Annotated in this window: 18 protein-coding genes; 12 read left to right on the top strand and 6 right to left on the bottom strand. The window is 63.2% G+C overall.

All coding sequences use genetic code 11. The features are described from left to right. Window positions 1-258: 258 nt before the first annotated feature. On the bottom strand, window positions 259-1779 hold the full coding sequence (locus LOY50_RS25200) for an aldehyde dehydrogenase family protein (RefSeq protein ID WP_258689465.1): 1521 nt from the start codon (window positions 1777-1779) through the stop codon (window positions 259-261). 514 nt (window positions 1780-2293) lie between these two features. Between LOY50_RS25200 and LOY50_RS25195 the strand changes: the two genes are divergently transcribed. The 4 genes from LOY50_RS25195 (at window position 2294) to LOY50_RS25180 (ending at window position 6826) form a co-directional block, all read left to right on the top strand. After that, complete coding sequence (locus tag LOY50_RS25195) at window positions 2294-4201, top strand: sigma-54-dependent Fis family transcriptional regulator (RefSeq protein WP_258689464.1); 1908 nt, start codon at window positions 2294-2296, stop codon at window positions 4199-4201. Between the two features lie 369 nt (window positions 4202-4570). Further along, window positions 4571-5920 (top strand): UDP-N-acetylmuramate:L-alanyl-gamma-D-glutamyl-meso-diaminopimelate ligase, encoded by a 1350-nt coding sequence (mpl, locus tag LOY50_RS25190; protein ID WP_258689463.1) that lies wholly within the window; start codon window positions 4571-4573, stop codon window positions 5918-5920. Beyond that, window positions 5917-6549 carry a flavin prenyltransferase UbiX gene (gene ubiX / locus LOY50_RS25185; protein ID WP_024619363.1) on the top strand — a complete coding sequence of 211 codons (633 nt, stop codon included), beginning with the start codon at window positions 5917-5919 and terminating at the stop codon, window positions 6547-6549. Before mpl ends, ubiX begins: the two co-directional genes overlap by 4 nt. After that, window positions 6542-6826: a YceK/YidQ family lipoprotein gene (locus LOY50_RS25180; protein ID WP_053125688.1), complete on the top strand. Its 285-nt coding sequence runs from the start codon at window positions 6542-6544 to the stop codon at window positions 6824-6826. The genes ubiX and LOY50_RS25180 overlap by 8 nt, the downstream gene beginning before the upstream one ends. A 253-nt stretch (window positions 6827-7079) precedes the next feature. On the opposite strand, the gene LOY50_RS25175 is transcribed toward LOY50_RS25180, so the two are convergent. The 3 genes from LOY50_RS25175 to LOY50_RS25165 form a co-directional block, all read right to left on the bottom strand. Then, window positions 7080-7721 (bottom strand): oxidoreductase, encoded by a 642-nt coding sequence (locus LOY50_RS25175; RefSeq protein WP_253469684.1) that lies wholly within the window; start codon window positions 7719-7721, stop codon window positions 7080-7082. A 27-nt stretch (window positions 7722-7748) separates the two neighbouring features. Next, on the bottom strand, window positions 7749-9467 hold the full coding sequence (locus tag LOY50_RS25170; protein WP_253469681.1) for a C13 family peptidase: 1719 nt from the start codon (window positions 9465-9467) through the stop codon (window positions 7749-7751). Window positions 9468-9569: 102 nt separating this feature from the next. Continuing rightward, a complete protein-coding gene (locus tag LOY50_RS25165) occupies window positions 9570-10025 on the bottom strand; it encodes a MaoC family dehydratase (RefSeq protein ID WP_003185804.1) in 456 nt (151 codons plus the stop codon). 337 nt (window positions 10026-10362) lie between these two features. Between LOY50_RS25165 and LOY50_RS25160 the strand changes: the two genes are divergently transcribed. From LOY50_RS25160 to LOY50_RS25150, 3 genes are read left to right on the top strand one after another with little or no spacing between them, the layout of a single operon-like run. Then, entirely contained in the window at window positions 10363-10728 is a 366-nt protein-coding gene (locus LOY50_RS25160) for a CidA/LrgA family protein (RefSeq protein WP_253469678.1), read from the top strand. Then, complete coding sequence (locus LOY50_RS25155; RefSeq protein WP_253469675.1) at window positions 10725-11441, top strand: LrgB family protein; 717 nt, start codon at window positions 10725-10727, stop codon at window positions 11439-11441. The genes LOY50_RS25160 and LOY50_RS25155 overlap by 4 nt, the downstream gene beginning before the upstream one ends. 10 nt (window positions 11442-11451) lie before the next feature. Next, window positions 11452-12042 carry an LON peptidase substrate-binding domain-containing protein gene (locus LOY50_RS25150; RefSeq protein ID WP_014340384.1) on the top strand — a complete coding sequence of 197 codons (591 nt, stop codon included), beginning with the start codon at window positions 11452-11454 and terminating at the stop codon, window positions 12040-12042. A 137-nt stretch (window positions 12043-12179) separates the two neighbouring features. Here the strand turns inward: LOY50_RS25150 and LOY50_RS25145 are convergent, their stop codons facing one another. After that, window positions 12180-13496, bottom strand: a complete 1317-nt coding sequence (locus tag LOY50_RS25145; protein ID WP_253469669.1) for a bifunctional DedA family/phosphatase PAP2 family protein — start codon at window positions 13494-13496, stop codon at window positions 12180-12182. Window positions 13497-13698: 202 nt separating this feature from the next. Beyond that, complete coding sequence (locus tag LOY50_RS25140; protein WP_214512952.1) at window positions 13699-14376, bottom strand: DNA-3-methyladenine glycosylase; 678 nt, start codon at window positions 14374-14376, stop codon at window positions 13699-13701. Between the two features lie 196 nt (window positions 14377-14572). Between LOY50_RS25140 and LOY50_RS25135 the strand changes: the two genes are divergently transcribed. From LOY50_RS25135 to mrdA, 5 genes are all read left to right on the top strand, one after another. Then, window positions 14573-15844 carry a glutamate-5-semialdehyde dehydrogenase gene (locus LOY50_RS25135; RefSeq protein WP_053189916.1) on the top strand — a complete coding sequence of 424 codons (1272 nt, stop codon included), beginning with the start codon at window positions 14573-14575 and terminating at the stop codon, window positions 15842-15844. 28 nt (window positions 15845-15872) lie between these two features. Next, window positions 15873-16547 carry a nicotinate-nucleotide adenylyltransferase gene (gene nadD / locus LOY50_RS25130; RefSeq protein WP_092150587.1) on the top strand — a complete coding sequence of 225 codons (675 nt, stop codon included), beginning with the start codon at window positions 15873-15875 and terminating at the stop codon, window positions 16545-16547. 71 nt (window positions 16548-16618) lie between these two features. After that, window positions 16619-17113: a ribosome silencing factor gene (gene rsfS, locus LOY50_RS25125; protein WP_214512950.1), complete on the top strand. Its 495-nt coding sequence runs from the start codon at window positions 16619-16621 to the stop codon at window positions 17111-17113. A gap of 9 nt (window positions 17114-17122) precedes the next feature. After that, complete coding sequence (gene rlmH, locus LOY50_RS25120) at window positions 17123-17590, top strand: 23S rRNA (pseudouridine(1915)-N(3))-methyltransferase RlmH (protein WP_003185785.1); 468 nt, start codon at window positions 17123-17125, stop codon at window positions 17588-17590. A gap of 9 nt (window positions 17591-17599) precedes the next feature. Further along, window positions 17600-19495 (top strand): penicillin-binding protein 2, encoded by a 1896-nt coding sequence (gene mrdA / locus LOY50_RS25115; RefSeq protein ID WP_214512949.1) that lies wholly within the window; start codon window positions 17600-17602, stop codon window positions 19493-19495. The last annotated feature ends 20 nt before the right edge of the window (window positions 19496-19515 follow it).

Genomic DNA, 19515 nt, shown 5'->3' with positions numbered 1-19515 from the left:
AGTCCTCTCTTTCTTTTTTATTGTTTGATCTGTTGGACTTTCGGGATTGCTGTGGAGCGGGCACGCAAGGCTCATGCCAGAGCAGTGGGACGGTAGTTTGGTGTTGTCAGTGAGGGCGCCTTCGCGAGCAAGCTCGCTCCCACAGTGGATCTGTTGCCAACCCTGGAAACGAGTTATCCACAGATCCCTGTGGGAGCGAGCTTGCTCGCGATAGCTATCTAAAGGGCGAAGCAGTCTGACCTGCCTCGCCCCAAGGGCTTAGAAGAACCCCAACGGATTGATGTCGTAGCTCACCAGCAAATTCTTGGTCTGCTGGTAATGGTCGAGCATCATCTTGTGCGTCTCACGACCCACGCCGGACTTCTTGTAGCCACCGAACGCGGCATGCGCCGGGTACAGGTGGTAGCAGTTGGTCCAGACGCGACCGGCCTTGATCGCCCGGCCCATGCGGTAGGCGCGGTTGATGTCGCGGGTCCAGAGGCCGGCACCGAGGCCGAACTCGGTGTCGTTGGCGATCGCCAGGGCTTCGGCTTCGTCCTTGAAGGTGGTGATGCTCACCACTGGGCCGAAGATTTCTTCCTGGAACACGCGCATTTTGTTGGTGCCCTTGAGCAGGGTCGGCTGGATGTAATACCCGGTCGCCAGGTTGCCCTCGAGTTTTTCCACCTTGCCACCGGTCAGCAGCTCGGCGCCTTCGCCCTTGGCGATTTCCAGGTACGAAAGAATCTTGTCGAATTGCTGCTCGGACGCCTGGGCGCCGACCATGGTCTCGGTGTCCAGCGGGTCGCCACGTTTGATCTGCAGGACTTTCTTCATCACCACTTGCATGAATTCGTCGTAGATCGACTCCTGCACCAGCGCGCGGGATGGGCAGGTGCAGACTTCGCCCTGGTTGAAGAACGCCAGCACCAGGCCTTCGGCGGCTTTTTCGATGAAGGCCGGCTCGGCCTGCATGATGTCTTCGAAGAAGATGTTCGGCGACTTGCCGCCCAGTTCCACGGTGGACGGGATGATGTTCTCGGCGGCACATTTCATGATGTGCGAGCCCACCGGGGTAGAGCCGGTGAAGGCGATCTTGGCGATGCGCTTGCTGGTGGCGAGGGCTTCGCCGGCTTCTTTGCCGAAACCTTGCACCACGTTCAGCACGCCAGGCGGCAGCAGGTCGCCGATCAGCTCCATGAGCACGCTGATGCCCAGTGGGGTTTGCTCGGCCGGCTTGAGCACCACGCAGTTACCGGCGGCCAGGGCCGGGGCGAGTTTCCAGGCGGCCATCAGCAGCGGGAAGTTCCACGGGATGATCTGCCCGACCACGCCCAGCGGTTCATGGATGTGGTAGGCCACGGTGTTGCCGTCGATCTCGGCGGCGCTGCCTTCCTGGGCCCGCAGGCAACCGGCGAAGTAGCGGAAGTGGTCGGCGGCCAGGGGGATGTCGGCGTTGAGGGTTTCGCGCACGGCCTTGCCGTTGTCCCAGGATTCGGTGATCGCCAGCACTTCGAGGTTGGCTTCGATGCGGTCGGCGATTTTCAGCAGGACCAGCGAACGCGCCTGGGCCGACGTGGCACCCCAGGCATCAGCGGCAGCGTGGGCGGCGTCCAGGGCCTTTTCGATGTCTTCGGCTGTGGAGCGCGGGAATTCGGCAATGACCTCGCCATTGACCGGGGAAGTATTGGTGAAGTACTGACCTTTGACAGGCGCGACGAACTCGCCGCCGATGTAGTTACCGTATTTGCTCTTGAACGAAACGATAGCGCCTTCAGTACCGGGGTGAGCGTAACGCATGATGAGTTCTCCTTGGCTTTTGTGCTTATACGGGAGGGCCGCGCAAAATTGAGCGCTGGTAATTAAGCCTAGAGCAAAGGTTGGGCCATTGCCTTGCAGGGCCCGTAAATCAAGACTTTAGGAGGAGTTGGTCGGACAAACGGATGGGTTGTGTGACGCTTGCGATACAGCGGGTGTGACAGTTTGTGCCAGATGCGAGACAGTCTGTGACTGACAGGTCGCGCCAGCATTGCAAAGGCGGTTGGGCTGGAGGATGCTGGGCCTCGACGGCGAGGCCATGGACGGACCGCTTTTGTGGCGAGGGAGTTTGCTCCCGCTGGGCTCTGTAGGAGCTGGCGAAGCCTGCGATCTTTTGATTTTGATCTTTTGCTCTCGACTCAATTGTCAGTGGAAAGATCGCAGCCTCGTTGCACTCGTCAGCTCCTACGGCGCAGCCCAGCGGGAGCAAGCTCCCTCACCACGGGGTAATGTGTCGGCAGGTCCAAAAGGTCCTTCAGGGGAGAATAATAAGAACATGCACAGCAACCATTTGAGTCGCCATGCCCAGCAAGTCCTGACGGTCACCCAGGGCAAGGCCCATTTGCAGGGCCCTGGCAGCGATCCGTCGATTGCCCGTTCCTGGCTGCGCTGCCTCGAGGACTATCACCTCGACCCGGCCCAGAACCTGGCGCCGACGGTGCTCGAACATGGCCGGGTGCTGGAAAGCCGCGAGCGCTTGCAGCAGGTGCTGCACATCGCCGGCAATGAAATGACCAGCCTGCACCAGCAGCTCTCCGGCGCTGGCCACGCGGTGTTGCTGACCGACGCCCGGGGCGTGATCCTCAACTGCGTCACCGCCCCCAGCGAGCGGAAGATTTTCGAACGGGCCGGCCTCTGGCTCGGCGCCGATTGGAGCGAAGCCTGCGAAGGCACCAACGGCATCGGCACCTGCCTGGTGGAGCGCCAGGCCCTGACCATCCACCAGGAAGAACATTTTCGTGGCCGCCATACCGGCCTGACCTGCTCGGCCAGCCCGGTCTTCGACCCTCAGGGCGAACTGCTGGCGGTGCTCGACGTGTCTTCGGCCCGGCCGGACGTGTCGCGCCAGAGCCAGTTCCACACCATGGCCCTGGTCAATCTCTCGGCGAAGATGATCGAGAGCTGCTATTTCCTGCGTTGCTTCGACAATCAATGGCTGCTGCGCTTCCATTTGCAGGCCGAGTCCGTAGGACTGTTCAGCGAAGGCTTGCTGGCGTTCGACGGCGAAGGGCGGATCAGCGCCGTCAACCAGAGTGCGCTGAACCTCTTGGGGCATATTCGCGGCGGCTTGCTCGGTCAGCGGGTCGAGGATTTTTTCGACTGCTCGCTGGACGAGTTGCTGGGCCGGGCCAGCGCCCAGGCCAGCGCCAGTTGGCCGTTGCGCACCCGTGACGGTCGGCATTTGTTCGCCGTGTTGCGTGGGCAGCCGCGCAGTGTGCCGGTGCCGGTCGCGCCGCTGCTCAAGGCCATCGAGCCCGCCCGCCTGCCAGGCATCTGCCTGGGGGATGCGGCGTTGCAGGAGCATTTTCGCAAGGCGCTGCGGGTGTTCGAGCGCGATGTGCCGCTGCTGATCCAGGGCGAAACCGGCTCCGGCAAGGAGGCGTTCGCCAAGGCCGTGCACCACGCCAGCCAGCGCGCCGGCAAGCATTTCGTCGCCCTCAACTGCGCGGCCATCCCGGAAAGCCTGATCGAGAGCGAGCTGTTCGGCTATCGCGGCGGCAGCTTCACCGGCGCGCGCAAGGAAGGCATGCGTGGCAAGTTGCAACAGGCCGACGGCGGCACGCTGTTCCTCGATGAAATCGGCGACATGCCCCTGGCCTTGCAGACCCGTTTGCTGCGGGTGCTGGAAGACCGCCAAGTGGTGCCCATCGGTGGCGAGCCCGAGGCAGTGAACGTGCGCATCATCAGCGCCACCCACCGGCAGTTGCTGGATCGGGTGCAGGACGGCAGTTTTCGTGAGGATTTGTACTACCGCCTCAACGGCCTGGAAATCCCGCTGCCGGCGTTGCGCGAACGCAGCGACAAGTCGCAGTTGCTGGATTTTCTGCTGGCTGAAGAGAGCGGGGCCGAGACGGTGTCCATCGAAGAGCCGGCGCGCCAGGCGTTGCTGGCGTTCGACTGGCCGGGCAATGTGCGGCAACTGCGCAACGTGCTGCGGACCCTTGCCGCGCTGTGTGACGACGGGCGCATCGGGTTGGAGGACTTGCCAGCCATGATCCGCCAGCGTCCGTCGATTGCGCTGGTTGAGGCGGTGGCGGAGCGGCCGCTGGAGGATGCCGAGCGGTTGGCATTGCTCGATGCGCTGGAGCGCCAGCGCTGGCACATGACCCACACGGCGGAACAACTGGGGATCAGCCGCAATACCCTTTACCGAAAGCTGCGCAAACACGCGATTGCCCGCTGAGCCACTGATAATTAATCTGCTGACTGCTGACTGCTGACTGCTGACTGCTGACTGCTGACTGCTGACTGCTGACTGCTGACTGCTGACTGCTGACTGCTGACTGCTGACTGCTGTTGTGGCGAGGGAGCTTGCTCCCGCTGGGCTGCGCAGCAGCCCCAAGCTTTCTTTCCAGCCTGAAACCGAAGGCGACTGCTGCGCAGTCGAGCGGGAGCAAGCTCCCTCGCCACAAAAGCCGGGTTGTACATTCAACTGTGGGAGCAAGCTCCCACAGAGGGGAGTTGCGGTGTTCTGGTGGTGGTAAGTTCGAAACACAAGGTGCGATTTCCCCCTCCCTACGCTAACCTGCGGCCATGTTTTACGAGGTCGACTATGCACATCCATATTCTCGGTATTTGCGGCACTTTCATGGGTTCGATGGCGGTCCTGGCCAAGGAGCTGGGCCATCACGTGACTGGCTCCGACGCCAACGTCTACCCGCCGATGAGCACTCAGCTGGAAGCCCAGGGCATCGAACTGACCCAAGGCTATGACCCGGCGCAACTGGACCCGGCGCCGGACCTGGTGGTCATCGGCAACGCCATGTCCCGTGGCAACCCGGCGGTGGAGTACGTGCTCAACAAAGGCCTGCCATACGTGTCCGGGCCGCAGTGGCTGGCCGATCACGTGTTGCAGGGCCGTTGGGTCCTCGCCGTGGCCGGTACCCACGGCAAGACCACCACCAGCAGCATGCTCGCCTGGGTCCTGGAGCATGCCGGCATGAGCCCGGGTTTCCTGATCGGTGGCGTGCCGCAGAATTTCTCGGTGTCGGCGCGCCTGGGCGGCACGCCGTTCTTCGTGATCGAGGCCGACGAATACGACAGCGCGTTTTTCGACAAGCGCTCGAAATTCGTCCACTACCGTCCCCGCACCGCGATCCTCAACAACCTTGAGTTCGATCATGCGGACATCTTCCCCGATCTGCCGGCCATCGAGCGACAGTTCCACCATTTGGTGCGCATCATCCCCAGCGAGGGCCTGGTGATTCACCCGACCACCGAACCGGCCTTGCAGCGTGTGATCGAGATGGGCTGCTGGACCCCGGTGCAAACCACCGGTGCGGGTGGCCAGTGGCAGGTGAAGTTGCTCAAGGATGACGGTTCGCAGTTCGAAGTCATGTTCGAAGGCGTGTCCCAAGGCGTGGTCGAGTGGGACATGACCGGCCAGCACAACGTCGCCAACGCCCTGGCGACCCTGGCGGCGGCCCGGCATGTCGGCGTGGTGCCGTCCATGGGCATTGCTGCGTTGAGCGCCTTCAAAAGCGTGAAGCGGCGGATGGAGAAGGTCGCCGAAGTGCGTGGCATCACCATCTATGACGACTTCGCCCACCACCCGACCGCCATCGCCACCACCCTCGACGGTTTGCGCAAGCGCATCGGCGATTCGCCGCTGATTGCGATCATCGAGCCGCGTTCCAACTCCATGAAGCTCGGCGCGCACCGTGACGGCCTGCCGGAAAGCGTGGTCGATGCCGACCAGGTGATCTGGTACGCACCGGCCAACCTGGGCTGGGACCTCGGCGCCACCGCCGCGCTGTGCACAGTGCCGTCGATTGTCAGCGATTCCCTGGAAGGCATCATCGGGCGCGTGAAGAGCCAGGCCCAGCCCGGCACTCACGTGGTGATCATGAGCAACGGCGGCTTCGGCGGGCTGCACGGCAAACTGGCCGAGGCGCTGAAATGAGCAATGGTCCGGAACGCATCACGCTGGCGATGACCGGTGCGTCCGGCGCCCAGTACGGCTTGCGCCTGCTCGATTGCCTGGTACGCGAAGACCGCGAGGTGCACTTCCTGATCTCCAAGGCCGCGCAGTTGGTGATGGCCACCGAGACCGACGTGACCCTGCCGGCCAAGACCCAGATGATGCAGGCCTTCCTCACCGAATACACCGGTGCGGCGGCGGGGCAGATTCGCGTGTATGGCAAGGAAGACTGGATGTCGCCGGTGGCCTCGGGCTCCGGCGCACCGGCTGCCATGGTCGTGGTGCCGTGTTCCACCGGCACGCTGTCGGCGATTGCCACCGGGGCCTGCAACAACCTGATCGAACGGGCGGCGGACGTGACGCTGAAGGAGCGCCGCCAGTTGATCCTGGTGCCGCGAGAGACACCGTATTCGAGCATTCATCTGGAACATATGCTCAAGCTGTCGAACATGGGCGTGAGCATTTTGCCGGCCTCGCCGGGGTTCTATCACCAGCCGCAGACCATTGATGACCTGATCGATTTCGTGGTCGCGCGGATCCTCAATCTGCTGAACATCCCCCAGGACATGTTGCCGCGCTGGGGCGAGCATCATTTGAGCAGTGATGAATAAGCTGCTGATCGTGCTGCTGGCGCTGCAACTGACCGGCTGCGCCACCGCGCGCACCCTCGACGCCGCCAAGCCCGGCGCGCCGGTGGTGTACGCGGGCACGCGCCTGGATCTGTACGCCCTCAACGGTGGCTGCTGCGCCAAGGACCGCTTTGGCGCCGAGGCGCCGAGCTACCCGGGTGTGGATCTGCCGGGCAGTGCGTTGCTGGATACCTTGTTGTTGCCGTTGTCGTTGTTCACGGCGATTGGTGTAGGGTTTCAAGCTACGGGCGGGATGTAGCGAACACCATAGAACCTGTGGCGAGGGAGCTTGCTCCCGCTGGGCTGCGCATGGAAGCTGTGTAGACGCTGTGTAGGAGCTGTGTAGGAGCTGTCGAGTGGAACGAGGCTGCGATCTTTCCCCAGCCACTTGAGTTCCAAGCGAAAGATCAAAAGATCAAAAGATCAAAAGATCAAAAGATCAAAAGATCAAAAGATCAAAAGATCGCAGCCTTCGGCAGCTCCTACAGGGCGCCCGTCCAGGCGCAGCAGAATCATTTGCCGAGCTTACGCAACTCATCCGACTCCACCACCCGCACCCCATCCTGCTCTTCCAGCGCCAGACGCCACATGGCGCGGGCCAGTTGGCAGGCTTCGATGCCGTGGTACTTGCCTGGGATCAGCTTCGACAAAGGGCCGGCCAGTTGCTCGGCCAGGCGCGGTTCAACCCGGTCACCCAGCAACAGGGAAGGGCGGCAAATGGTCAGTTGCGGCCAGCCCTGGGCCTTGAGTGCCGCCTCCATTTCACCTTTGACCCGGTTGTAGAAGATCGATGACTTGGCGTCGGCCCCCAGCGCGCTGATCACCACCAAATGCCGTGCACCCAGTTCCCGGGCGCGCTTGGCAAACGTCACCACCAGGTCCAGGTCCACCGCGCGAAAGGCTGTTTCAGAGCCGGCTTTCTTGATGGTCGTGCCGAGGCAGCAGAAGGCGATGTCCACCTGGCCACTGAGTTGAGGCAGCACCTGGGCCGGCTCCCCAACCGGGTTTTCCAGGTGTGGATGCTCAGCCAGTGGCCGGCGTGAAGGCGCCAATACGCGAGTGATGGTCGGCTCGTTGAGCAGCCGGTCCAGTAGATGTTCTCCGGTCAGCCCGGTCGCACCGGCGAGCAAAACATGCTGAGGCGTCAAGTACATAGTGTTTCCCCCTTGATACGATTCAGCTTAGTTGCTCTTTGTGGCTCCGTCGTTCAATGCAGCACTTTGCAATGCTTTACGTGCCTGCTGTTTGCGCAGCAGTTGCCAGTGGGAAAGGACCGTCCTCGGCGCCCACATCTGTGGTTCGGACGCTTCGAAGTTGTCGGCCTGTTCGCGCTCGGCCACGGTGGCCTTGGCTCGCTTGAAGGCCTGCTCCAGGTCGTCGGTCTGGTTCAATGCCTGGGCGAACAGCGCATCGCCAAAATAGGTGAAGTTGGCTTCCTCGGAGCAGCCGAAGGACACCCGGTCGGCCCGTGAAGCGGTCATGATCAGGGTGCGTTCATCCTTGAGTGCCGGGATGAAACCGCCGGAATAACAGGCCGAAATCACCACGATCTTGTCGCGGTTCTTCAACGGTGCCAGCACCACGGCCAGTTCATCGGCGGGCAGGTCGGCCAGTTCCATGCGCGGCTGGTCGAGCACCAGTTCATGTTCGCTGGTGCCGTGGCTGGTCAGGTAGATGAAGATAAGGTCTTCCGGACCACTGCGTTCGGCCAGGGTGGCGGCGGCGCGGCGCAGGCTTTCGCGGCTGGCCATGGGCCGGTCGCCGAGGTGATCGCGGTGGTTGACCAGGCGGATCTGCCCGAACGCGCCGAAACGGCTGGCGAGCATGTTGGCGACATAGTCGGACTCGCGCAGGAACACGCTTTGCTTGCCGTCGCCGCCCAGGGTCAGGCTGTACAGCTCCACCGCCGGGGTCGAGGCCGGGATGTTGGCGAGGGCATCGTCCAGCAGGCGGCCTTGGGCCAGCAAGCCGAGTTCGAGCACATCCGGCAGCAGCCTGCCGTCCGCGTCGCGCACCCGTTGGCCGTTGGCCCAGGTGCCGCTTTGCACGGTGCCGTCGGTCAGCACAAGGGTGCCGCGTCCGTGGTAACTGTCGCTTTCGAACTGGCCGACGTAAAAACTGCCGTCGGGCAGGTTCAGGCGACCATCGCCGGTAAAGCGCCAATCATTGAATTGTCCGAGGTAGTGGCTGCCGTCAGCGCCGATCAGTTCGCCCTTGCCGGTCAGCGCGCCGTCCTTGAATCGGCCGATCCAGACATCGCCGTCGGCATTTTCGTAGCGCCCGCGACCGTTGAGCTGGTTGTTCTTGAAGCCGCCGATGTAGACATCGCCATCGGCACTGTTGAAGGTGCCCTTGCCCTGCAGTTGCCCGTCGACAAAGTGCCCGGTGAACTGGTTGCCGCTGGCGTCGAAGCGCTGGCCTTCACCGTTGGGCTTGCCGTTGGCGAACGGGCCTTGGTACTGGCTGCCGTCGTCGAGCTCCAGGCGTCCGAGGCCGGAATAGCGGTCGGCCTTGAACTCGCCCCGGTAGGTCATGCCGTTTTCCTTGAGCGTCCCTTCACCGTCCCGCCGCCCGAGCTTGAAGCCGCCGGTGTAGCTGCTGGTCGGTGTGGTCAGGCTGCCCTGGCCGTGGAACAGGCCCTGCTGGAACTGGCCGCGATAGACCTCGCCATTGCTGCCATGCCATTCCCCGGCGCCGTGCCACTGGCCTTTGTCGAACTGCCCGGCGTACCAGCTGCCATTGGGGTAATCGATGCGCCCCTGGCCTTGCAGCAGCCCGTCCACCAGGTCGCCGCGATAGCGGCCGCCGTCGGGCAGGCGCGCGTCGGGAGGCAGCGGCGATTCGCCGTTGCCACAGGCGGTGAGCAGCAGGGTCAGGGTCAGTGGGACGAATAAGCGCATAACGGGATCCAGGTCATCAGGCCACGAGTATGCCGCAGCTATGCGCGTTGAACATAGAGAAGCGATGCGAAACTGCCTGGACGGTTTCGCATTTGCGCAGGTTTACACGAAGCAGAGCGACAGCGGCTCGGCGATGTAGGCCGGTTTTTCCGAACCTTCGATCTCCAGCGTGGCGGTGGCCTTGAGCAGCCATTGGCCAGGTTTTTTCTCGGTGACTTCCACCAGGTCGACCTTGAGCCGGACCTTGGAATCGACCTTCACCGGTTGGATGAAGCGCACGCTGTCCAGCCCGTAGTTGACGACCATCTTCACGCCCTCGGGCAGGATCAGGATGTCTTCCATCAGCTTGGGCATCAGCGACAGCGACAGGAAACCGTGGGCAATGGTGCTGCCAAACGGGGTCTGCGCGGCCTTGACCGGATCGACGTGGATGAACTGAAAGTCGCCAGTGGCTTCGGCGAACAGGTTGATGCGGTCCTGATCGATGGTGAGCCATTCGGAACGTCCAAGTTCCTTGCCGACATAATCTTTGAGCGCTGCAACGGGGACGTAGGGCATTGAGACTCTCCTTGGGTTCATCGGTTTTACTTTTTCTGGAACGGGGATCGGCATCCCCGGAGAACCACTGTAGATCAACATGGCGCGCCGGGAAGGTCATCGACCATGCTTTTTACGAATGCCGAACCATAGCGCGGGCGTGTTTAAATGTGTCGTCTGGTTACTCCCTGTAGGAGCTGCCGAAGGCTGCGATCTTTTGATTTGTTGATTTTTCGCTTCAGACTCAATTGGCAGGGGAAAGATCGCAGCCTCGTTGCACTCGACAGCTCCTACAGGCAGCTTCTGCAGGTGGTTTCTACGGGACGGGGTTCATGGGTGTTTGTGGGGGAGAGAGCGGATGTTGCTACGGGGCCTGACCTGGCTGGTGCTGTTTCAATTGCTGGGTACTGCGATCAATCATTTGTTCCTGCCGGTGCTGCCGGGCCCAATCATTGGCCTGCTGCTGTTGCTGGGTTATCTGGTCATGCGCGGCGAAGTCAGCGAGCCGCTGAACCTGGCTGCCAGCAGCCTGCTGCGTTATCTGCCATTGCTGCTGGTGCCGCCCGCGGTGGGGGTGATGGTCTATGCCCGGGCGATTGCCGCCGATTTCTGGGCCATCGTCGGTGCGTTGACCTTGTCGCTGGTGCTGTCCGTGGCGTTGACGGGGGTGCTGATGCAGCGCCTGGCCCGGCGTCACGTCGCCGCCCCGGAGGACAGCCAATGATGCTCGACTGGCAAGGTGCCTGGGCCTCGGTGATTCATCATCCGTTGTTTGGCATCGGCATTACCCTGGGCGCCTATCAACTGGTGCTGGCGGCGTTCGAAAAGACTCGCTGGGTGTTCCTGCAACCAGTGCTGATGTCGATGGTGCTGTTGATCGTCGTGCTGGTCGGTTGCGGCATCGACTATGCCGAATACCGCAAGAGCACCGAGATCCTCAGCATCCTGCTGGGCCCGGCCACGGTCGCCCTGGCCGTGCCGTTGTATTTGAACTTGCGACGGATCCGGCAGTTGTTCTGGCCGATTTTTACTACGCTGGTGATAGCTGGGGTGTTTGCCACGGGCTCTGCGGTGGTGTTGGGCTGGGCTTTTGGTGCCGAACACATGATCCTGATGACCATGGCGCCCAAGTCCGTGACCTCGCCGATCGCCATGCTGGTGGCCGAGCAGATCGGCGGTGTGGCAGCGATGGCGGCGGTGTTCGTGTTGATCACCGGTGTGCTCGGGGCGATCCTCGGCCCGAGCATCCTGACCAGGCTGGGTGTCCATAGCCCTGAAGCCCGGGGCATGGCCCTGGGGCTGGCGGCCCATGCGGTGGGCACGTCGGTGGCGTTGCAGGAAAGCGAGGAAACCGGCGCCTTTGCGGCGCTGGCGATGAGTCTGATGGGCGTGGCCACGGCGGTGTTGCTGCCGTTGGTGGTGTCGATGACGGTTTAAGGAACTGGTTATGAGCTTGCCGCTTTTCCCGTTGAACACCGTGCTGTTCCCCGGTTGCATCCTCGACTTGCAGATTTTCGAGGCGCGTTACCTCGACATGATCGGGCGCTGCATGAAAAAGGGCGAAGGCTTCGGCGTGGTGTGCATCCTCGATGGCGAGGAAGTCGGCATCGCGCCTGAAGGCTACGCGCGGGTCGGTTGTGAGGCGCGCATCACCGATTTCTCCCAGCAGGACAATGGTCTGCTGGGCATTCGCGTGCAGGGCGGGCGGCGCTTTATCGTCCATGGCAGCAGCGTCCAGGCGGATCAACTGACGGTCGCCGAGGTCGAGTGGCTGGAAGAAGAGCCGGAGCAACCGCTGCAAGAGGAAGACGCTGACCTGGTGGCGCTGCTCAAGGCCCTGGCCGAGCACCCGATGGTCGAGGCGCTGAACATGGGCACCGAAGCGACCGGCCAGCAATCGCTGGCCAATCAACTGGCCTACCTGCTGCCGTTCAATGAGCTGGACAAGATCGACCTGCTGCAACTCGATGATCCCCAGCAGCGGCTGGATGCGATCCAGGCCTTACTCGATGAGTTGCAGGGCGAACTCTTCGCCTGACCCAGCACATCTCCCCCTGTGGGAGCGAGCTTGCTCGCGATAGCGGTGGGTCAGCTTGCATCAATGTTGAATGTGCCGCCGTCATCGCGAGCAAGCTCGCTCCCACATGGGATCTGCAGTGCCCACAGATAGTGTATTCAATAGGCATACCGCAACATCGCATGCGGCAAGTGCCGCAGGGCGAAGAAGCTGAACACCGCCACCAGCGCCGGCAGGAGCAGCCACCAGACTTTTGGCGGCATGGCCGGTAGCGGGCTCTGGCGCTGGCTCAACCACAGGGCGGCCGCACAGATGCTGGCGGCGAGCATCGCCCCGGCGGCGATGTCGCTCGGCCAATGCGCGCCCAGGTAGACCCGCGACAGAGCGATGGCCAGCGCCGGCAGGCAGCCCAGCAACAGCCAGGTCAGGCGCAGGCGTGGTGGTTGGCCGCGGCCGGCCAGGACGGCGAGGGTCAGGAACAGCGCGAAGGCCCCGGAGGAGTGGCCGCTGGGCATGCTGTAGCTGGTCAGCGGGTCAGTGAGGATTTCCGGGCGCACGCGGGCAAAGAAGTGTTTGCAGCCGGCATTGGCCAGGGCGGTGACCAGCATCGTGCCCCCGGCAAAGATTGCCTGGCGCCATTGCCGTGCCAACAGCAGCAACCCGGTCACCAGGCTGCAGACAATCAACATGTAGCGGAATTCGCCGATCAGCGTAAAGGTCACGGCGATTTCATCCAGCGTCGCGCTGCGGTGCTCCTGGACCAGGGCCATCAAGCCCTGGTCGAACGCCGTCAGGTAGCGAAAGCCGATGAACAGGCCGATCAGGATCACCAGGCCCAGGCCTGCGATCAGTGCCGTGGCATGGCGATGGCGGCGCATGCTGCTGTTGACGCTCAGCCCGATCATCACCGCGATACTGCCGATGACCACGCCGGCCTGTGGCCAGAAACCTTCGGGCAGCGGCAGGCGAAACGCCGCCCCGGTGGCCCAGCCCGGCAGCAGGTACGCCACGGTCCAGCCCGCCGCAGCCAACACGCTGACGGCGGCGAAGCGTGGGAATGGCATGTCGCACATCCCGGCCACCATCGGCAACATCGGCCGTAGCGGGCCGATGAAGCGGCCCACCAGCAGGCTGGCGATGCCGTAGCGCTGGAAATAGTTTTCCGCCGCGCTCATCCATTCCGGGTGATGCCGCAGCCCCGGCAGGCGCCGGATGTTCTGGTGGAAATGCCGGCCCAGGAAATACGACACCAGGTCCCCGAGCAACCCGCCAAGCAGGCCCAGCAGTAGCGTCTCGCCCAAGGACAACGCGCCGCTGCCGGCCAGCACGGCAATCGCAAACAACAGCACGGTACCCGGCACGATCAGGCCGGCGATGGCCAGGCACTCCACGCAGGCGACGATGAACACCGCCACCGCCAGCCATTGCGGGTTGACGGTCAACCAGCCGGTGATGCTATCGAGCCATGGGCCCATAAATACAACTCCATTGAATAGTGATTGGCATGCACCGAACCCCCCTGTGGGATTCTGCTGCGAACACAAAACCTGCGGCCACTGAAGATCAACTGTGGGAGCGAGCTTGCTCGCGATGGCGGTGTATCAGTCGGCCCCCATTCTGCTGACCCGACGCCATCGCGAGCAAGCTCGCTCCCACAGGGGGATGCGGTGTTTGTGTTCATGAAAGTAAAAAGTAATCACGTCCTTCGACCTGTCCGCGCCGCAAAGGGTTGCGGGTGCACCACGGGGCGTAGGCGGCGTCGACGAAGCGGTAGGGCAGGTGCTCGTCGCGTCCCTGGGGGATACCCAGGCGGGTGGTCTGGATCGCATTGACCGTCGGCACGCCGACATCTTCCACCAGCAAGCGCTCGGGGTCGAAGCGTTTGGCGTCCCAGTCCGGCACTTTCAGCCCCAGGGCTTTGCACAGCAAGGTCTGGCCGGCACAGAGTTTTTGCGGTGTGCGCGGCCGACCTTGGGCGTCGGGGTTGTTGAGCAGCATCTGCGCCAGGCTCGCCGGCCCGCAAAGGGCATCGACCCACGGGTACGCCGATTTGATCAGCACCGCATTGCCAGGCCCTTGGGCGCTGAAGTTCAGCGAATCGCCGCCCCGGGCGTAGTACATATAGATGTGGCCGCCATCCAGAAACAGAGCCCTGCGTTTTTCTGTGTAGCCCAGCGAGGCGTGGCTGCCTTTTTCGGCGAAGTAATACGCCTCGGTCTCGATGATCCGCGCGCTGAGCCACAGGTCACCGACCTTGTGACGGATGACTTTGCCCAGCAGGTCCTTGGCAAGCACCTGGGCGTCGCGATCGAAAAAGGCGTGGGGCAGGGCGTTGGGCGATGGCAAATCGGTCATGGCGATAAACGAAGTGAGGCCAAAGGAAGCGCGATGATAGCAATGGAAAGCTTAATCACCGCTGAACAGTCGCTTCAACCGGCTGTTTACGCCTGTTTTGCTCCTCCGCCGGTCACCACTGTGAGTCCATGCTGTTAGTCGAGGGTTACGACAGCTATAATCTGCCGCTTTCCTCATCGCCAAGACCACACAGACCATGACTGAGTCCGTTCTTGACTACATGACCCGCCTGGGTCGCGCCGCTCGTGCAGCGTCGCGCATCATCGGCCGGGCCAGCACCGCGCAGAAAAACCGCGCCCTGCAGGCCGCCGCCAATGCGCTGGACGCTGCGCGTGCCGAGTTGTCCGCTGCCAACGAACTCGACCTGGCCGCCGGCCGGGCCAATGGTCTGGAGCCGGCCATGCTCGAGCGCCTGGCGCTGACCCCGGCACGCATCGACGGCATGATCGTCGGTCTGCGCCAGGTCGCGGCCCTGCCGGACCCGGTCGGCGCGATCCGCGACATGAGCTACCGGCCGTCGGGCATCCAGGTCGGCAAGATGCGCGTGCCCCTGGGCGTGGTCGGGATCATCTACGAGTCGCGGCCGAACGTAACCATCGACGCCGCCAGCCTGTGCCTGAAGTCGGGTAACGCGACCATCCTGCGTGGCGGCTCCGAGGCGATCCATTCCAACCGTGCCATTGCCGCCTGCATCCAGCGCGGCCTGGCCGAGGCCGATCTGCCGGCGGCCGTGGTGCAAGTGGTGGAAACCACTGACCGCGCCGCAGTCGGCGCATTGATCACCATGCCCGAGTTCGTCGACGTCATCGTGCCGCGTGGCGGCAAGGGCCTGATCGAACGGGTCAGCCGTGACGCCCGCGTGCCGGTGATCAAGCACCTGGACGGCATCTGCCACGTCTACGTCAGCGCCCACGCCGAATTGCCGAAGGCCCAGCGCATCGCCTTCAACGCCAAGACCTACCGCTACGGTATCTGCGGCGCGATGGAAACCCTGCTGGTGGACCAGGCCGTGGCCAAGGACTTCCTGCCGTCGATGGCTGCCCAGTTCCGCGAAAAAGGCGTCGAGCTGCGCGGTTGCGAGCGCACCCGGGCGATCATCGAGGCCGTCGCGGCCACGCAAGAAGACTGGGACACCGAATACCTGGCGCCGATCCTGTCGATCCGTGTGGTCGACGGGCTGGAGGAAGCCATCGAGCACATCAATCGCCACGGCTCGCACCACACCGACTCCATTGTCAGTGAAAACCTGGGGGAAACCCGGCGCTTCGTGGCCGAGGTGGACTCGGCGTCGGTGATGATCAACACCCCGACCTGCTTCGCCGATGGCTTTGAATACGGATTGGGTGCCGAGATCGGCATTTCTACTGATAAGCTGCACGCCCGTGGCCCGGTAGGCCTCGAAGGCCTGACCTGCGAGAAGTACATCGTGGTCGGTGACGGCCAGTTGCGCGGACAGGAGTCGGTCTGACTTGGGCGATCTCGACCCGCCGGCCTCTATGACTACGACCGCTGTGACGGCGACCACCGCGCCAAAGCGCATTGGCATCCTGGGCGGCACGTTCGACCCGGTGCACATCGGCCATTTGCGCGGTGCGCTGGAAGTCGCCGACGCCCTGGCCCTCGATGAGCTCCGCCTGACGCCCAGCGCCCGGCCGCCTCACCGGGATACGCCGCAGGTGTCGGCGCAGGATCGCCTGGCGATGGTCGAGTGCGCGGTGGCCGGTGTGGCACCGTTGGTGGTGGACGCCCGCGAATTGCAGCGGGACAAACCGTCCTACACCATTGATACCCTGGAGCTGATGCGCGCCGAACTGGCCGCTGATGCCCAGGTTTTTCTGCTTCTGGGCTGGGACGCATTTTGCGGCCTGCCCACTTGGCATCGCTGGGAAGAGTTGCTCCAGCATTGCCACATCCTGGTGCTGCAACGCCCGGATGCCGACAGCGAGCCGCCGGATGCCTTGCGCAACCTGCTGGCGGCCCGCTCGGTGAGCGACCCGCTGGCCCTGAAAGGGCCGAGCGGACAGATTGCATTCGTCTGGCAGACGCCGCTCGCGGTATCCGCCACCCAGATCCGTCAACTGCTGGCCAGCGGTAAGTCGGTACGTTTCCTGGTGCCCGACGCGGTCCTGGCCTACATCGATGCGCACGGGCTTTACCGTGCGTCGAACTGAAAAAGGTGTGCTTCAAGGCACGTGAATGCGTGTAGCGAAGCGCCCGAACATACGAGCAAAACGAGTTTTATATGACTGACAAAGACGTAAGCAAAGTAAAGCGCAAAGGCACGTTCAAAAGCGCCCCGCTGCCGGTAGAGGCCCACACCGGCGTCGTACTGGCCGGTGAAGAACTGGTCAAGGTGGCCGTGGCGGCCCTGGAAGACGTCAAGGCCCAGGACATCCAGGTGATCGACGTTCGTGAAAAGCAGAGCATCACGGACTACATGATCATCGCCACCGGTACCTCCAACCGTCAGATCGGCGCCATGCTGGACAAGGTCCGCGAAGCGGTCAAGGCCCAGGGCGTCAAGCCGCTGGGTGAAGAAGGCAAGGGCGACAGCGACTGGGTACTGCTGGATATGGACGACGTCATCGTGCACATGATGACTGCCTCGGCGCGCCAGTTCTATGACCTGGAGCGCCTGTGGGCCGGTGCCGAGCAGAGCCGTTCGGCCAGCGCCGCGCACCACAGCCCGGAAAACCCCCATGAGCACTTCACCAAGCTCAACAAAGACCAGCAATAAGGGACCGCTGTGCGACTGCGCCTGATCGCCGTCGGTTCTCGCATGCCCAAGTGGGTGGAAGAAGGCTGGCATGAATATGCCAAGCGTCTTCCGTCCGAGCTGGCCCTGGAACTGGTGGAAATTCCGCTCAACACCCGTGGCAAGAACGCCGACGTGGCGCGCTTCATCCGCCAGGAAGGCGAAGCCATGCTGGCCAAGGTCGGGCCGAACGAGCGCATTGTCACCCTCGAAGTCCATGGCAAGCCCTGGAGCACCGAGCAACTGGCGGTTGAGCTCGATCGTTGGCGGTTGGATTCGCGCACGGTCAATTTCATGGTCGGTGGCCCGGAAGGGCTGGCGCCGGAAGTCTGTGCCCGGGCCGATCAGCGCTGGTCATTGTCGCCGTTGACGTTGCCACACCCGCTGGTGCGGATCCTGATCGGCGAACAGCTGTATCGTGCCTGGACAGTTCTGTCCGGGCACCCTTACCACAAGTAATCCTGCCCCATGCCCCAGCCGATCCGCATCAAGGACCACGAAAAAGACGCCCGTCTGGTGCGGGGTCGCGTCGTGTTCGGCGCTATTACGGTGGTGACGCTGATCTGCGTGCTGATTGCGCGCTTGTATTTCCTCCAGGTGATCCAGTACGAGTACCACTCGACCCTGTCGGAAAACAACCGGGTGCATGTGCAGCCGATTCCGCCGACCCGCGGGTTGATCTTCGACCGCAACGGCGTGGTGGTGGCGGATAACCGGCCCAGTTTCAGCCTGAGCATGACCCGCGAGCGCTCCGGCGACTGGCAGCACGTGCTCGACGTGATCGTCGAAGTGCTGCAACTGACGCCCGAGGACCGGGCGATCTTCGAGAAGCGCATGCGCCAGGGCCGCCGTCCGTTCGAGCCGGTGCCGATCCTGTTCGAGCTGACCGAAGAGCAGATCGCCCTGATCGCCGTGAACCAGTTCCGCCTGCCCGGCGTCGAGGTGGTGGCGCAGTTGGTGCGTCATTATCCCCAGGGGCCGCACTTTGCCCACTCGGTCGGCTACATGGGGCGGATCAACGAGAAAGAGCTCAAGACCCTCGATCCGGTCAATTACAGCGGCACCCACCATATCGGCAAGACCGGCATCGAGCGTTTCTACGAGCCCGAGCTGCATGGACAGGTGGGTTACGAGGAAGTCGAAACCAACGCCCGCGGCCGCGTATTGCGGGTGCTCAAGCGCACCGACCCGATTCCTGGCAAGGACATCGTCCTGAGCCTGGACATCAAGCTGCAAGAGGCCGCCGAAGCGGCGCTGGGCGGTCGGCGTGGTGCTGTGGTGGCGCTGGACCCGAACACCGGCGAGGTGCTGGCGATGGTCAGCCAGCCGAGTTTCGACCCGAACCTGTTCGTCACCGGTATCAGCTTCAGGGCCTACGCCGATTTGCGCGATTCGATCGATCGGCCGCTGTTCAACCGTGTGCTGCGCGGCCTCTATCCGCCGGGGTCGACCATCAAGCCGGCCGTGGCGATTGCCGGGCTGGACTCCGGCGTGGTGACCGCGTCGAGCCGGGTCTATGACCCCGGCTATTACATGCTGCCCAACTACGACCACAAGTACCGCAACTGGAACCGCACCGGCGACGGTTATGTGGACCTGGAAACGGCGATCATGCGTTCCAACGACACCTACTTCTATGACCTGGCCCACAAGCTGGGGATCGATCGGTTGTCGTCCTACCTGGGCAAGTTCGGCATCGGCCAGAAGGTCTCCCTGGACATGTTCGAAGAGTCGCCTGGCTTGATGCCGTCCCGGGAATGGAAGCGCGTGACCCGGCGCCAGGCCTGGTTCCCCGGCGAAACCCTGATCCTGGGGATCGGCCAGGGCTACATGCAGGCCACGCCCTTGCAGCTGGCCCAGGCCACGGCGCTGGTGGCGAGCAAGGGCAAGTGGTATCGCCCGCACCTGGCCAAGACCATCGAAGGCCAGAAACCGGTGGACCCGGACCCGATGCCAGACATCATCCTGCGCAATCCGTCGGACTGGCAGAAGGTCAACAACGGCATGCAGCAAGTGATGCACGGCGCCCGGGGCACCGCCCGCAAGGCGGCCATCGGCTCGCCCTATCGCATTGCCGGCAAGAGCGGTACGGCCCAGGTCGTCGCCATCAAGCAGGGCGAGAAGTACGACCGCTCCAAGGTCCAGGAACGCCATCGCGACCACGCCTTGTTCGTCGGCTTCGCGCCGGCCGACAACCCGAAGATCGTCGTGTCGGTGATGGTCGAGAACGGTGAGTCGGGTTCCGGCGTCGCCGCGCCGGTGGTGCGCCAGATCATGGACGCCTGGCTGCTGGACGAGCACGGCCAGCTCAAGCCTGAATACGCAAGCCCCACCACTGCGGAGGCTACGGCCCGTGAAGAATAATTTCGACCGGATCCTCTCCA

Source organism: Pseudomonas sp. B21-010, from assembly GCF_024749325.1.
GTDB classification, from domain to species: Bacteria; Pseudomonadota; Gammaproteobacteria; order Pseudomonadales; family Pseudomonadaceae; genus Aquipseudomonas; species Aquipseudomonas kilonensis.
This window is presented reverse-complemented; position numbering and strand designations above follow the sequence as displayed.